15 protein-coding genes are annotated in these 14438 nt (G+C 36.2%); 1 reads left to right on the forward strand and 14 read right to left on the reverse strand.

Going from position 1 to position 14438, the window contains the following annotated elements:
* Positions 1-17: 17 nt before the first annotated feature.
* The 10 genes from MG292_RS03385 to MG292_RS03430 all read right to left on the reverse strand — a co-directional run bounded on the left by MG292_RS03385 (position 18) and on the right by MG292_RS03430 (position 10207).
* Positions 18-362 carry a four helix bundle protein gene (locus tag MG292_RS03385; RefSeq protein ID WP_264534102.1) on the reverse strand — a complete coding sequence of 115 codons (345 nt, stop codon included), beginning with the start codon at positions 360-362 and terminating at the stop codon, positions 18-20.
* Between the two features lie 13 nt (positions 363-375).
* A complete protein-coding gene (locus MG292_RS03390; RefSeq protein WP_264534101.1) occupies positions 376-1092 on the reverse strand; it encodes a CoA transferase subunit A in 717 nt (238 codons plus the stop codon).
* Between the two features lie 177 nt (positions 1093-1269).
* Positions 1270-3576 (reverse strand): penicillin-binding protein 1A, encoded by a 2307-nt coding sequence (locus MG292_RS03395; RefSeq protein WP_280158310.1) that lies wholly within the window; start codon positions 3574-3576, stop codon positions 1270-1272.
* Positions 3577-3592: 16 nt separating this feature from the next.
* On the reverse strand, positions 3593-4072 hold the full coding sequence (locus MG292_RS03400; protein ID WP_264534100.1) for a gliding motility lipoprotein GldH: 480 nt from the start codon (positions 4070-4072) through the stop codon (positions 3593-3595).
* Positions 4073-4080: 8 nt separating this feature from the next.
* Positions 4081-5343: a PSP1 domain-containing protein gene (locus MG292_RS03405; RefSeq protein ID WP_264534099.1), complete on the reverse strand. Its 1263-nt coding sequence runs from the start codon at positions 5341-5343 to the stop codon at positions 4081-4083.
* Positions 5344-5500: 157 nt separating this feature from the next.
* On the reverse strand, positions 5501-5731 hold the full coding sequence (locus MG292_RS03410) for a ferredoxin (RefSeq protein ID WP_264534098.1): 231 nt from the start codon (positions 5729-5731) through the stop codon (positions 5501-5503).
* Positions 5731-6972, reverse strand: a complete 1242-nt coding sequence (locus tag MG292_RS03415) for a peptidase U32 family protein (RefSeq protein WP_264534097.1) — start codon at positions 6970-6972, stop codon at positions 5731-5733. The genes MG292_RS03410 and MG292_RS03415 overlap by 1 nt, the downstream gene beginning before the upstream one ends.
* The gene (gene trhO / locus MG292_RS03420) at positions 6972-8330 is read right to left on the reverse strand and encodes an oxygen-dependent tRNA uridine(34) hydroxylase TrhO (RefSeq protein ID WP_264534096.1); all 1359 of its coding nucleotides are present in this window, start codon (positions 8328-8330) and stop codon (positions 6972-6974) included. Before trhO ends, MG292_RS03415 begins: the two co-directional genes overlap by 1 nt.
* A gap of 195 nt (positions 8331-8525) precedes the next feature.
* Positions 8526-8936 carry a BrxA/BrxB family bacilliredoxin gene (locus MG292_RS03425; RefSeq protein WP_264534095.1) on the reverse strand — a complete coding sequence of 137 codons (411 nt, stop codon included), beginning with the start codon at positions 8934-8936 and terminating at the stop codon, positions 8526-8528.
* A 125-nt stretch (positions 8937-9061) separates the two neighbouring features.
* Positions 9062-10207: a lycopene cyclase family protein gene (locus MG292_RS03430; protein ID WP_264534094.1), complete on the reverse strand. Its 1146-nt coding sequence runs from the start codon at positions 10205-10207 to the stop codon at positions 9062-9064.
* Positions 10208-10304: 97 nt separating this feature from the next.
* On the opposite strand from MG292_RS03430, the gene MG292_RS03435 reads away from it, so the two are divergent.
* Positions 10305-11123: a ZIP family metal transporter gene (locus MG292_RS03435; RefSeq protein ID WP_264534093.1), complete on the forward strand. Its 819-nt coding sequence runs from the start codon at positions 10305-10307 to the stop codon at positions 11121-11123.
* On the opposite strand, the gene MG292_RS03440 is transcribed toward MG292_RS03435, so the two are convergent.
* The 4 genes from MG292_RS03440 to MG292_RS03455 form a co-directional block, all read right to left on the reverse strand.
* On the reverse strand, positions 11120-11242 hold the full coding sequence (locus tag MG292_RS03440; protein ID WP_264534092.1) for a FeoB-associated Cys-rich membrane protein: 123 nt from the start codon (positions 11240-11242) through the stop codon (positions 11120-11122). The two genes, MG292_RS03435 and MG292_RS03440, sit on opposite strands and share 4 nt — an antisense overlap.
* 6 nt (positions 11243-11248) lie before the next feature.
* Entirely contained in the window at positions 11249-13351 is a 2103-nt protein-coding gene (feoB, locus tag MG292_RS03445; protein WP_264534091.1) for a ferrous iron transport protein B, read from the reverse strand.
* Positions 13351-13587: a FeoA family protein gene (locus MG292_RS03450; protein WP_264534090.1), complete on the reverse strand. Its 237-nt coding sequence runs from the start codon at positions 13585-13587 to the stop codon at positions 13351-13353. The genes feoB and MG292_RS03450 overlap by 1 nt, the downstream gene beginning before the upstream one ends.
* Positions 13588-13688: 101 nt before the next feature.
* Positions 13689-14354, reverse strand: a complete 666-nt coding sequence (locus tag MG292_RS03455; RefSeq protein WP_264534089.1) for an SCO family protein — start codon at positions 14352-14354, stop codon at positions 13689-13691.
* Positions 14355-14438: the final 84 nt, after the last annotated feature.

Here is a 14438-nt window from a genome sequence, read left to right on the forward strand (position 1 = left end):
GTAGCAATGGGTTTAAGTTATTTCTTTTTACTAGACGCAATTATTTTGTATATGATTAATGAAATTTCTTTAATTTTTTGTCTTAAATTTTCATTAAATGGGTATGAGTTGGCTTTTTCGCAAAGGATCAACCAATATTTTGTTTCTTCAATTTCTTTAGCTGCGATTTTCATCTTGTGAATGAAGTCAGCTTTACTTTCTGCATTTTGAGCTTCATGAATATTAGCACCAATACTTGTTCCAGACTTTAATAATTGGTTTGCAATTACATATTTTCTTTTCTCTTCTAGGATTTCGCAATAGCTAATAATGTCTAAAGAGAAATCAATCGATTTATTTAAAATTATATTTTCAGGGGGCATAATTGGTATATTTTTAAATTAATTCATCGCTACATTTTTTTCTTACCGTTCTTTGTTCAATTCTTTTCTCAAAAAAATCTCCTCGAAAAATACGTTGCACGAATATACCCGGAATATGAATTTGATTAGGGTCCAAAGTACCTGCTTCGACTAGTTCTTCGACTTCGGCAATGGTGATTGTAGCCGCGCCCGCCATACACGGATTAAAGTTGCGCGCCGTTCCTTTAAAAATAAGATTGCCCGCCGTGTCACCTTTCCAAGCTTTGACAATCGCAAAATCGGCTTTGAAGGCCTGTTCTAAAACGTGCATTTTTCCGTTGAATTCTCGTGTTTCTTTTCCTTGTGCTACTTCGGTTCCATAACCTGCGGGAGTGAAAAAAGCGGGTATTCCGGTTTGTGCTGCACGGCAACGTTCGGCCAGTGTTCCTTGCGGAATGAGTTCTACTTCTAATTCGCCAGAAAGCATTTGGCGTTCAAATTCAGCATTCTCTCCCACATAGGAAGAAATCATTTTTTTGATTTGTTTGTGTTGTAATAACAAGCCCAAGCCAAAGTCATCAACTCCTGCGTTGTTGGAAATACAAGTGAGATTTTTGGTTTGTTTGCGAACCAATTCGGCAATTGCATTTTCGGGGATGCCACACAATCCAAAGCCACCCAACATGAGTGTCATATTGTCTTCAATACCTTGAAGGGCTTCTTGTACGGAGGCTACTTTTTTGTTAATCATGGTTTTTGGTATTAAGTCATGAAATGAAAAACAGTATTTTAGATTTGGTTAGTCTTATTGAAAACATAACCTTAGCCCTGACAGCAACGGCATCCTTTAAGGCTGGTGTTCAGCCTTAAAGATACAGTGAATGGCGGGAAATAGCTCCAAGACATAGTATGTCTCTCGCAATTTATTTTATAGCTCGAATTCTTCGGTACTTTGTTCGGTATCCGTACTATCCTTGACTACTGCGGCTGGCTTAGAATAACAATCTACTTTTATAGAAAGATTAGCAGGCCTGTCAAATTCCTCCTTCGAAACGTTGAGAGTTTCGTCTTCATAACATTTTTTCATAAAGTAACCCCAAACGGGTAGTGCTGTTGCTCCCTGACCGTAGGTAAGACTTCTAAAACGCGCCGAACGGTCTTCACAACCTACCCAAACACCAGTTACTAAGTTAGGTACCATTCCAACAAACCATCCATCGGATTGATTTTGAGTTGTTCCCGTTTTACCTGCGATAGGGTTTTTAAACATATAAGGATAGCCTGTCCAACGGTTGTCTCCGTTTCCGCCACCTTCAGTACGTAAACGTTCTCCAGATCCACCTTCGGTTACTCCTTCTAACAATTTGATTACAGCAAAGGCGATATCTTTGTTCAACACATCGTGCGATTCAGGAACAGGTTCGTAAAGAACCACGCCACTTTTATCTTCTATTTTTCTAATGAATTGTGGTTTCACATATACTCCTTGATTGGCAAACGTACTATAAGCCGCTACCATATCTTGTACCGTGATTTCGACAGCTCCAAGAGCAATAGAAGGTTGTGCTGGGATTTCAGAAGTAACTCCTAATTTATGTGTTAATTCGACAACGGCTTCTGGGCCAGTTTTGTCTATCAATTTGGCCGATACCGTATTGATAGAATTGGCCAAAGCTCTTTTTAAAGTCACCATTCCTCGGTATTTTTGATCGGAATTTCGAGGCTCCCAGTCTTCAGTTACATTGTGTTTTCCTTTACGAATCATAAATGGGCCATCTAGAATAGAGTCACAAGGCGACATGCCTAATTGTTCTATAGCAGTTGCATACACAAACGGTTTGAAAGTAGATCCTACTTGTCTTGCTCCTTGTCCTACGTGGTCGTATTGAAAATATTTATAGTTAATACCTCCAACCCACGCTTTGATATTGCCTGTTTGTGGTTCCATAGCCATCAAACCAGATTGTAAGAAATGTTTGTAGTAACGAATGGAATCCAAAGGAGTCATAATCGTATCTCTTTCACCTTTCCAAGTAAAGACTTTCATTTTGGTTTTTTGTTTGAACGAAGCGATGATTTCTTCTTCGCTTTTCTCCATCGATTCCATAATGTTCCAACGAGCCGATGCTTTCATAGCTTTTTTCATGATGCGATCGGTTTCGGCTTGAGAAATATTAACAAAAGGGGCGTTTTTATTCTCCTTAGCTTGGTTGAAAAATTCTTCTTGTAAGTTAGCCATGTGCGCTTCTACCGCTTCTTCTGCATACAATTGCATACGCGAATCGATAGTAGTATAAATACGCAATCCGTCTTTGTAAATATTATAATCAGAGCCGTCTGGTTTTTTATTGTCTTCCACCCATTTTTTCATGTATTCTCTCAAGTACTCTCTAAAATAAGTAGCTGTTCCGTCTTTATGACTTTCTAATTTGAAGTTTAATTTGATAGGTAAACTTTGTAATTTTAATTTTTGTGCTTCGGTAATAATTTCCGCTTTTTCCATTTGCTTCAATACGACATTGCGTCGATTTCGTACTCCTTCTGGATTTTTTACAGGATTGTATAAGCCCGAATTTTTGAACATCCCAACTAGAACCGCAGATTCTTCTGTGGTTAAATCTTTAGGAGCTTTAGAAAAATAGGTTTTGGCTGCGGAGTTCACCCCAACAGAGTTGTTTCCAAAATCATACACATTGCAATACATAGCAATGATTTCATTTTTAGTGTATTGTCTTTCCAAACGAATGGCAATAATCCATTCTTTAGCTTTTTGGATAATACGGAAAGGCAAAAATTTTGAACCTTCTCCGTGGAATAATTGCTTAGCCAATTGTTGGGTTAGCGTACTGGCTCCACCGCTGGTTCCAAAGCTTAATATAGCTCTTAATGTTCCTCTTCCATCAATTCCTGAATGTTCGTAGAACCGAGCATCTTCGGTAGCTACTAGGGCTTGTACTAAATTTTTAGGAAGGTCGGAATATTTTAATTGGGAACGATTTTTTTCAAAATATTTTCCAATGACCACCCCATCAGCAGAGATGATCTCAGTAGCTAAATTAGAATCAGGATTTTCTAAATCTTCGAATGAAGGCATGGAACCTAAAAGCCCCCAAGAAGCAAAGAGAAAAAACAAGGCGATACCCCCTAAACCATAAAGGAAATACTTCCAAAATAATTTAGAGTAATATTGAATGTCTTTCTCTGAGTCTGGTACTTGATTTTTTTTACGATTAATAAAAGCCATAATAATTCTATTCTTTATTTTCTATTCTAAAACCTACGTCTGTAATTCCTTCTAGCTGTTCTACCCCTGGTACTTTTCCCGTTTCACGAACTGCTTGTTTGATGTACACTTTGTATTTTCCTCTAAACTTTACATTTTCTTTGTAAAATAATTTACTCTCTTTGATATCTGTAAATCCTTCGCCAAGCAATGTCCCGTCTGGATTAGCCATTTGGTATTCTAAAGTGTCTACTTTGGTAAATCCATTAGGCAACTCTAAAGCTACAATTAAGAATAAATTGTTAAATGGATAATTGTCATTGCTTCTCAAATTTACAAATAAATCATATCGTTTAGTTGAGTCTAATTCGGGTAATTGGAAAGTAACCGTGCTGTCTTTGTGCCAAGCGCTGCCTACCGAATGGTATTCGTCAAACACTCTTTTTTTATCGCAAGAAAAAAAGAGAATTCCTATTACAAGAAAAACAAGACTATTTTTGATATTCATTTCAGGTGTTAATTAGCAGATTTTTTTTCTTCACCGCTTCTATTGTTAGAATTGGGACGTTTATTGTGGTGTCTATTATTTCCAGAATGTTTGTTGGTGTTTTGATTTGCAGGTTTATTTATTCCAACAGTTACTTCTGCGTTTTGTTTTGGTTTTTTATTTGATTTTTTCTTTTTCTTAGGTTGGTCAAAACGAGTTAAACTTTCTTGCCCTACAGCATTATTAAAGTTTTTTTCTTGTTCTTCAACTGTTTCAATAGCAAAATCTTCTAGGGAAGCTACTTTCTTCTTTAGTTTGTTTTCGGCAATAATCTCTTTGACTTGTTCGATTTTTAAGACATGCCAGTTGGCAAAATTATCTGTATAAGCAAACCACATTAAACCTTTAAAAATATCTTGTTTTTGACAGATTGCATCTCCTTTTTCAGTGTGTAATTTGGTATCAAAATCAGGGAAATCTTTTAGGGCATCCATATAGGTGTCTAACTCATAGTTCAAGCAGCATTTTAATTTACCACATTGTCCTGCTAATTTTTGCGGATTCAATGAGAGCTGTTGGTAACGTGCTGCCGAAGTGTTGACACTTCTAAAATCAGTTAACCAAGTAGAACAACACAATTCTCTTCCACAAGAACCAATTCCTCCTAAACGAGACGCTTCTTGACGGAAACCTACCTGTTTCATCTCAATTCGGGTATTGAACTCTTTGGCAAAATCTTTAATCAATTGTCTAAAATCAACTCGGTCGTTTGCTGTGTAATAAAAAGTGGCCTTTGATCCATCTCCTTGAAATTCAATATCCGAAATTTTCATTTCTAATTTTTGGATAATAGCTAGTTCGCGTGCGCGAACTTTCATTGGCTCTTCACGATCTCTTGCCGTAGACCAAATATCGATGTCTTTTTGAGATGCTTTTCTATATACTTTTGGAATTTCAGTGCTTTCAGGATTGACTCCTTTTTTCTTCATTTGGACACGAACTAATTCGCCTGTCAAAGTTACAATTCCAATATCGTGGCCTGGAGAAGCAACAGTGGCAACGATATCGCCTATACTTAAACTTAATTTTTCGGTATTACGATAAAATTCTTTTCGACCATTTTTAAAACGGACTTCAACACAATCAAAAGGGGTTTCGCCATTAGGCGCACTCATATTTGAAAGCCAATCAAAAACTGTTAACTTATTGCAGCTATCGGTGCCACAAGTCCCATTATTTTTACAACCCTTCGGTGCGCCACCATCAGTAGTTGAACAACTTGTACATGCCATAATTTTATATGTAGTGTTGCAATAGATGCAACTTAAGTTCTTAAATGAATCAGGTGTAAAGATAGTATTTTTTAGTTGTAAGTTTTATAACCTTTTGTTAAAGAAAAAATCCCATTTTGTAAACTAAATGGGATTTTTTCAAACAGTAAAATCGTGATTAAACCTCTTTTACTGAAATTATTTTTACGGGACAGGCTTTTTCAGCGAGTTCACAAGTTTCAACAATGGTATGATCAGGCGATTTTAAGGTGTAAAAACCCTTGGCGTTAACGGATTTGATCAAAACCGATTTACCATCTTTTTTAGACATTTGAAATTGTGCTGGCGCCATTTCTACACAGTAGTTGCAACCAATGCATTTCTCTCTTTGAAGCGTAACAATGACCATTAGTTTTCTACTATTTTATAGAGTTTGTCAGACAAACGAATACGGAAAGGCACTTTAAAAGTACAACTATCTCCTTTGGTTGCTTTTTCAGAAGTAGCATCATTTACGAAAAAATCTTCTAAAATTAATTCTTGAGCTCCAGTTGAAGGACCCGTAATTAAAATTTTATCACCCTTTTTGATATCATAGGCCTCAATTTTGAATTCGGCTATGCTTGATTTTACAAAATAGTGCATTCCTTTTCCAACGTAAACTTTCTTTTGTGTGGCACTTGATCCCGGGTTATCTGACCATTCGCCAAGTTTTTGCCCTAGATAATACCCACTCCAAAATCCACGATTGTATACCGTTGCTAAACTTGCCATCCATGTGTTGATTTTTTCTTTGGTAAACGTACCTTCATAATACGAATCAATAGCTTCACGATAGGTTTTGATAACAGTAGCGACATAATCAGCCGCACGACCTCGTCCTTCTATTTTTAACACTTTAATGCCTGAGTCAATGACTTGGTCTAAAAAATCTAAAGTGCATAAATCTTTGGGCGACATCATGTATTCATTGTCAATTTCAATCTCAAAACCTGATTCTTGGTCGATTACGGTATATTTTTTTCGACAATTTTGTTTACAAGCCCCGCGATTGGCTGATGAATTGTGCGAATGTAAACTCAAATAACATTTGCCCGAAACCGCCATACATAAAGCACCGTGACCAAAAATTTCTATTTCTACTAAATTTCCACTCGGCCCTTTGATTTGTTCTTTTTCGATTTCGTCTGTTATTTTTTTTACTTGACGTAAGCTTAGTTCACGAGATAACACAATAGTATCAGCAAATAGGGCATAAAATTTTACCGTTTCAATATTGGTCACATTCAATTGAGTCGAAATATGAACTTCCATCCCAATGGTTCTTGCAGCCATTATCACTGCTTGATCTGAGGCAATCACTGCTGTAATACCCGCTTCTTTTGCTTTGGACAAAAGCGTTTTTACAATCGATAAATCGTGATCGTAAATAATGGTGTTTAAGGTTAAATAGGTTCTAACGTTTTTCTCTTGGCATCGACGCGCAATTTCTGGTAAATCGTCTAACACAAAATTCACAGTCGCACGCGCGCGCATGTTTAATTGCTCTACCCCAAAATATACCGAATCACAACCATTATCTAATGCGGCTTGTAGGGATTCGAAATTCCCCGCAGGAGCCATTAATTCTATTTTTCCTGAAGCCGTCATTAGTTGATTATTTTAAATAATTTATCGGATTTTCGCACTCGAAAAGGCACTTCAAATGTTACTTTATCACCAACTTTTGCAGTTGAATTTTCCGAGCCATTCACTAACATTTTTTCTAAAATCAATTCTTGATTTCCTGTGGTTGGACCAGATATTAGAATTTTATTTCCAAGTTTTAATTCGCTATTTTCAATGATAAAAAGACCTACTTGTGCTTTAACATAATAATGTTCTACTTTGCCTAAAAGAACTTTTTTTACTTTTATTTTTTGACGAATATCAGTTGTCTTTGAGGCTGTGGCCAAAGCAGTATCCGAAAGCGCGCCCGAATGTTTGAATTTTAATTTTTCTGATTTTCCTTTTCTAAACACTTTATTGCCAACTTGTTTTCCTCTGCGAAGTTTTATTTGTTCTTCAACTGGAAGGTGAATCGTTTCTTGACATTCGGTAGAACAACAATTTTCCATTGCGGTTTTGCATTCGTCACATTGAATGAATAATAAATGGCAACCGTCATTAGCGCAATTGGTGTGATTATCGCACGGGTTTCCACATTGATGGCATTGCGAAACGATATCGTCTGTAATTCTTTCGCCTAAGCGGTGGTCAAATACAAAGTTTTTTCCAATAAATTTACTTTCTAAACCTTCTTCTTTGATTTGTTTGGCATAATTGATAATCCCACCTTCTAATTGGTACACATTTTTAAAACCTTGGTGCTTGAAGTATGCCGATGCTTTTTCGCAACGAATACCGCCTGTACAGTACATCACCAAGTTTTTATCTTCTTTAAAATCTTTTAACTGCTCGTTGATAATGGGTAAGCTTTCTCTAAAAGTTTCCACGTCAGGTGTGATGGCGCCTTTAAAATGCCCAATTTCACTTTCGTAATGATTTCTAAAATCGACTACAATGGTGTTCGGGTCTTCTATTATTTGGTTAAATTCTTTCGCTTTCAAGTGTACGCCAATATTAGTCACATCAAAAGTCTCGTCGTTCAATCCGTCAGCTACAATTTTATCACGAACTTTTACGGTCAATTTTAAAAACGAATGATCGTCATGTTCTACCGCCACATTCAAACGAATGCCACGCATAAAATCATAGGCTTCTAAGGTTTCACGAAAGGCTTCAAAATTCTCGGCTGGAACACTCATTTGAGCGTTGATTCCTTCTTTGGCCACATAGGTGCGACCAAGGGCGTCAAGGGCATTCCAAGCAATGAATAAATCGTCTCTAAATTTTTTAGGGTCTTCAATTTTGGCATAGGCATAGAAAGACAAAGTAAGTCTTTGTTTTCCGGCTTGATCAATTAGCTCGGCTCTTTCTTCTGCGCTTAAGGTGTTGTACAGTTGCATGCTATAAACGTTTAAGTGAGAAATTATGTATGAGTTCTAAATGGAAGAACTCGGTTGCAAAGGTAGTATTTCACCACAAAGCCTACAAAGAATTATAATAGAAATGCAAATTATGACTAAAAAATAAACCGCAGATTCACAGATTGGTATTAAAAATCTGTGAATCTGCGGTAAATATTTTTCTTTGTGGCTAGTCTAACAAAATTCAGCGTAAGCGTCTTGTAAGTTTTCAGCAATTAATTCGGCTGGACGACCTTCAATATGGTGACGCTCTAACATGTGAACCAATTCACCGTCTTTGAACAAAGCCATACTTGGCGAAGAAGGAGGGAAAGGGAACATGTGTTGACGTGCAGCATCAACGGCTTCTTTGTCCACACCTGCAAAAACCGTTACTAAATGATCGGGTTTTTTGGCGCCTTCTAAACTCATTTTTGCTCCTGGACGTGCGTTTCTTGCAGCACAACCACAAACAGAATTCACTACTACTAAAGTGGTTCCTGCTGCTTTGATGGCGTTTTCTACAGCCTCAGCAGTATGTAAATCTTGAAAACCAGCGTCAACTAATTCCGCTTTCATTGGTCTTACCATTTCTTCTGGATACATAATTATTATATTAGATTTATGATATACGATGTTAGATTTAAAAAAATCTTAGGCAAAGATAAATAGAAATTGTGTCTTTAGAATGATTCTAATCATAAAGATTTGTTATCGTTATATAGCCTAAATTAAAAATGAAATAGCCTTTTTAGCAAAGCCTCAATAAAAAGTCCTTTTGGGCATTTCCAAATGACTTGCAAATCTTCCCAAAACGAAGTTTCGTCATCTAAAAATTTGAAGATAAGTGGCGGATTCCCTTTTTTGAAAAGGGCAGAAAAAATAGCAGATCCCGTTTCATTTTTTTGATCCAAAATGTCTAAGAGCAGTAAATCGTACCACCAGAATTTACTCTTTTTATGAAACTTCCTAAAATTGGTTTGAGCTTCTAAAAATGAAACTAATTCAGTTGATTTTTTGTCTGCATTTTTGAAGGTAAAACCCGTACTCGCTTTGGTCCAACCTCCTGCAGTACCAATATTGATTACATTTTGAGTGTTGTGTTTCCAAAAAGGATAGCAGGTCATGGGAATGGTTCCAGCTTCTTTTTCGACAATTTGATAGTTTTGAATACCTAATTTTTGAATGTAACTTTCGATTTCGGTTTCATATTCTTTTTTTGAAAGCAAGTCTTTTGAAAACAAAGTATATTCCAACAAGGCTTCAGTTTCTGAAGTGGGCAAAACGTACATAAATCGAGTGTTGCCTTTTTGCGCTACCGAAAAATCCATAAAAGTAGCTTGTTCCGGATTGAAAACAGGTACTTCGGTTTGGATAAACCAACCCACAAAATGCTGTTGCAACAAGGGGTATTTAGACTGATTGATTACCAGAGAAGGGTTGTAAATCGAATTAAAAAGTTGGCTACACGAAAAACTTTGGGTTTCGGTTTTCACCAAAACTATGCTTTCTGATTCTTCAATTTCGAGTACTTTTTCTTGGACAAAATCAATATTTTTTCCCGTTGCAATCAATTCGAACACTTGATTGTAAAAATCCAATCCCTGAATTTTATTGTATTGGTAAGGATGTAACTCTAATTTCCTTTGAAAATGAACATTAGCAAATAAAGCCGAATCCCATTTTTTAGAAACAGCCGAATCCCAAAGTGTTGCTTCTCTTGTCCAAAAACACCAAGTTCGGTCGTTGGTTTGTTTGGCATTTTCATCCAAAAGCAAAATGCGTTTGTTTTGAAATTTTCCTGACACGACCATTTTATATACTGTCATCAAAGCGGATAGGCCCGCACCTGTAAAAATGTAGTCGTATTGCTTCATTACAATTTACTAAATAATATAGAATTACAAATGTCAAAAATAGGAGTATTATAATTGAAAAAATGATAAATATAGTAGTTTTGTAAAAAAAATAATTATGATTCAAACGGTTATAAATTACTTCGAGAGTATTGACCCTGTTTTGGCGGCTTTGTATGCTACTCTTTTTACTTGGTTTCTAACTGCTTTAGGAGCTTCGTTCGTTTTCTTTTTTAAAACTATGAATAGAATGGTTTTAGACGGTATGCTTGGTTTTACGGGAGGAGTTATGGTAGCAGCTAGTTTTTGGAGTTTATTAGCACCAGCTATTGATATGAGTGAAGGAGAAGGGTTTCTTAAAGTAGTACCCGCTTCATTAGGTTTTTTCTTAGGGGCATTATTTATTTTTGGGTTAGATAAAATTTTGCCTCATCTACATATTAATTTTCAGGAAACAGAAGGAGTTAAATCACCTTGGCAAAGAACCACATTATTAGTATTAGCTATTACCTTGCATAATATACCCGAAGGCTTAGCAGTAGGAGTTTTATTTGGGGGGGTAGCAGCTGGAATCCCAGAGGCATCAATTGCAGGAGCATTGACTTTAGCTATTGGTATCGGAATTCAAAATTTTCCTGAAGGAATTGCTGTTTCAATGCCGTTACGCCGGATGGGAATGAGTAGAAGAAAAAGTTTTATGTATGGTCAGGCGTCAGCATTGGTAGAGCCAGTTGCAGGAGTTTTAGGAGCAATTGCAGTTACTTTTTTTACGCCGTTGTTGCCGTATGCTTTGGCATTCGCTGCGGGAGCTATGATTTTTGTAGTAGTAGAAGAGGTAATCCCAGAAACACAACAGGATAAAAATACTGATATAGCTACTTTAGGGTTTATTGGAGGATTTATTGTGATGATGATGTTGGACGTTGCTTTAGGTTAATTACAACCGCAATCGCCATTACCACAATTTTTGTCTGATTTTTTCTTCCAAAAATACTTTCGAATTAAAAAAGTAAGGGCAAATAGGAGTATTCCAAAGGCTAAAATTTCTTGAATCATATCCTGTTAATTTAGAATCTGAAAAGCAATCAAAGCTACTAGATAGGCTAAGCTACTCATGAATAGTAATTGCCCTAAAGGCCATTTCCAAGAGTTGGTTTCTTTTTTAGTAATGGCAATGGTACTGGCGCATTGCATGGCAAAAGCATAGAACAATAGTAGCGAAATTCCTGAGGCAAAATTGAATATCTTTTGGCCTGTTTCAGGATGGATTTCTGCCTGCATTTTATTTCTAATGGTTGTATCGTTGTTGCTGTCGCCTACACTATAAATGGTCGCGAGTGTTCCTACAAATACTTCTCTTGCCGCAAATGAACTAATAATCGCTACGCCAATTTTCCAATCGTAACCCAAAGGTGAAATTACAGGCTCAATGGTTTTACCCATCAATCCGATATAGGAATTTTCTAATTTTTGCGAAGCGATGGCATTTCGTAATTCAGAAGTACTGAGTGGCTTGGCTTGGTTTTTCTCGATTACAATCTTTTCTGCATTTTTAAATTTTTCACCTGGACCATAAGAGGCTAAAAACCATAACACGATAGAAATAGCAAGGATAATTTTTCCTGCTCCAAAAATGAATGCTTTTGTTTTCTCAATTACATTGATGGCTACATTTTTGAACATCGGTAATTTGTAATTAGGCATTTCTACAATAAAGTAGGTTTTGCCTTTTATTTTTAAAATTTTATTCAAAATGTAGGCCGAAAATATAGCCATTCCAAAGCCCAAAAGATACAATAGCATTAAAGTCAAACCTTGCATATTAACGATTCCAAAAACGCGTTTTTCAGGGATAACTAAAGCAATAATAATGGCGTAAACAGGTAGCCTAGCCGAACAGGTAGTGAATGGGGTTACTAAGATAGTGATGAGTCGTTCTTTCCAGTTTTCAATATTTCGAGTCGCCATAATTGCAGGAATGGCACAAGCTGTGCCCGAAATTAGCGGGACAATACTTTTACCTGACAAGCCAAATTTCCGCATAATTTTATCCATCAAAAACACCACCCGACTCATGTACCCACTTTCTTCTAAAATAGAAATGAACATAAAAAGGAAGGCAATTTGCGGAATAAAAATTAGGATGCCTCCAATGCCTGGGATGATACCTTGCGCAATTAAATTAGTCAATACCCCAGCAGGTAATTTTTCGCTAGCCAAAGCACTCAAAGAGGCAAATGAAGAGTCAATAAAATCCATCGGAATTTTAGACCATTCAAAAATGGATTGAAAAATCCCGAAAAGTATAAAAAAGAAAATCGCATAACCCCAAACTTTGTGTGTTAACACTCGGTCCAAAACAGAACGAAAATCTTTGGCAATACTGGTGTCAATTTTTAATCCTTCTTTCAGCACATCATTGATGAACTGATAGCGTTTTATGGTTTCTTTTTGTTGTAATCGTTTTAGGTCAGAATGGGATTTGGTATACGAATTACGAATTTCGTTTCGATCCAAATTCAAGAAGTTAACGTCCTGAGTAATTACCAACCATAGTTTATATAATAATTGATTCGGGAATGTTTTGCGTAATGACTCAAAATATTCTTCGTCTATTATAGAAGCGTTCAAACACGGTTCTTTCGGAATCGATTTGTAGCTGACGATGAGTTGTTTTAGCTCTTCAATTCCAGTACCTTTTCTGGAGCTAATTAAAGCTATTTTTGTTTTTAGTTTTTCTTCTAGAAAAGGAACATCAAGAGAAATCCCCTTGTGTTTCATTCTGTCAGCCATATTGATGACTAGAATGGTTGGGATTTCTAAGTCTTTTATTTGGGTAAAAAGGAGTAGATTTCGCTTTAAATTTTCGACATCGGTCACCACCAAAGCAACGTCTGGGTACAATTTGTCGTTTTTGTTCAACAACAACTCAATCACCACATTTTCATCAATGGAACTCGCATTCAAACTGTAGGTACCAGGCAAATCAAGAATGTTGGCTTTGTAATTATTAGGTAATCTACAAAAACCGATTTTCTTCTCCACCGTAATGCCGGGATAATTTCCCACTTGTTGGTTCAATCCTGTGAGTTGGTTAAATACCGAAGTTTTCCCTACGTTAGGATTTCCAATTAGTGCTACATTGATGTTGTGACTGCTTAGCATTAGTTGTTTTCAATTACATCTACTTCGATTTCTTTGGCTGTTTCCACTCGAATGGCTACATGCGAACCGTTGATATTCAAATACAAGGGGTCGCCAAAAGGGGCTATTTGGAGCAATTCAACCACATTTCCTGGCAAACAACCCATTTCTAATAATTTCAATGGAACAGCATCTACATCAAATTCTTTGATGGTTGCTTTTTCGCCTTTTTTGAGAGTATTTAATGTGGTTTGCAAATCTTATTTAGATTGAATTAAGATTACAAAAGTACAGATTTTAATAGTAAACCAAATGATAATTATCATTTTTATACTAAAAAATCAATTGAAAAGAAGTTTTATTGTTCTGACAAAAAAGCAATGTCTTCGATCAGGCGCTGAACGTCTTCTTTATTTGTTCCGTCGTAGAATCCACGAACACGTCTTTTTTGGTCTACCAGTACAAAATTTTCGGTGTGTACCATATCATATAGCTCTGACGGTTTGCCTAGTTTAACAGCTAAATAGGATTTTCTAGCCATAGAATAAATAGCTTTTTTATCACCTGTCACAAGATTCCATTTGCTGTCGTTGACATGATGATTTATAGCATATTGTTTTAAAACAGGAACACTATCCGTTTCAGGGAAAACGGTGTGAGAAAGCAACATGACTTTAGGATTGTTGATAATCGCTTTTTGTACTTCCTCTAAATTAGTGGTCATTTTTGGACAAATCGAACCGCAGGTGGTGAAAAAGAAATCGGCAACATAAATTTTACCTTCATAATCCTTTTGAGTAATGGTTTTTCCATTTTGGTTCACAAAAGAAAAATCAGCAATCGTATGGTATTTACTCACATATTGTACCGCACTATCCACCAACTCTGGATTCACATCAGCAGGGTTGTAGATGGGTAAGGTTTTTTTAGGCTTTAAAGCCGAATAAAACAAAGAAATAGTAACAATTGAAAATACAATTAGTACGCCAAAGAAAATTCTATATCTGTATAAAAATGCTTTCATCTAGTCGATTTGAAGCAAAAGTACAAAATTTGAAGCGGGATTCTATAACTGTAAATTGTTAAAAAATAGTGCAAAAAAGGAATG

The sequence above is a fragment of the Flavobacterium keumense genome (assembly GCF_029866485.1).
Classification (GTDB): Bacteria; Bacteroidota; Bacteroidia; order Flavobacteriales; family Flavobacteriaceae; genus Flavobacterium; species Flavobacterium keumense.

What these genes read in the sequence shown, in the direction of transcription:
- MG292_RS03385 (WP_264534102.1), bottom strand. Translation starts at nt 362, where the DNA reads ATGCCCCCTGAAAATATAATTTTAAATAAATCGATTGATTTCTCTTTA.
- MG292_RS03390 (WP_264534101.1), bottom strand. Translation starts at nt 1,092, where the DNA reads ATGATTAACAAAAAAGTAGCCTCCGTACAAGAAGCCCTTCAAGGTATT.
- MG292_RS03400 (WP_264534100.1), bottom strand. Translation starts at nt 4,072, where the DNA reads ATGAATATCAAAAATAGTCTTGTTTTTCTTGTAATAGGAATTCTCTTT.
- MG292_RS03405 (WP_264534099.1), bottom strand. Translation starts at nt 5,343, where the DNA reads ATGGCATGTACAAGTTGTTCAACTACTGATGGTGGCGCACCGAAGGGT.
- MG292_RS03410 (WP_264534098.1), bottom strand. Translation starts at nt 5,731, where the DNA reads ATGGTCATTGTTACGCTTCAAAGAGAGAAATGCATTGGTTGCAACTAC.
- MG292_RS03415 (WP_264534097.1), bottom strand. Translation starts at nt 6,972, where the DNA reads ATGACGGCTTCAGGAAAAATAGAATTAATGGCTCCTGCGGGGAATTTC.
- trhO (WP_264534096.1), bottom strand. Translation starts at nt 8,330, where the DNA reads ATGCAACTGTACAACACCTTAAGCGCAGAAGAAAGAGCCGAGCTAATT.
- MG292_RS03425 (WP_264534095.1), bottom strand. Translation starts at nt 8,936, where the DNA reads ATGTATCCAGAAGAAATGGTAAGACCAATGAAAGCGGAATTAGTTGAC.
- MG292_RS03430 (WP_264534094.1), bottom strand. Translation starts at nt 10,207, where the DNA reads ATGAAGCAATACGACTACATTTTTACAGGTGCGGGCCTATCCGCTTTG.
- MG292_RS03435 (WP_264534093.1), top strand. Translation starts at nt 10,305, where the DNA reads ATGATTCAAACGGTTATAAATTACTTCGAGAGTATTGACCCTGTTTTG.
- MG292_RS03440 (WP_264534092.1), bottom strand. Translation starts at nt 11,242, where the DNA reads ATGATTCAAGAAATTTTAGCCTTTGGAATACTCCTATTTGCCCTTACT.
- feoB (WP_264534091.1), bottom strand. Translation starts at nt 13,351, where the DNA reads ATGCTAAGCAGTCACAACATCAATGTAGCACTAATTGGAAATCCTAAC.
- MG292_RS03455 (WP_264534089.1), bottom strand. Translation starts at nt 14,354, where the DNA reads ATGAAAGCATTTTTATACAGATATAGAATTTTCTTTGGCGTACTAATT.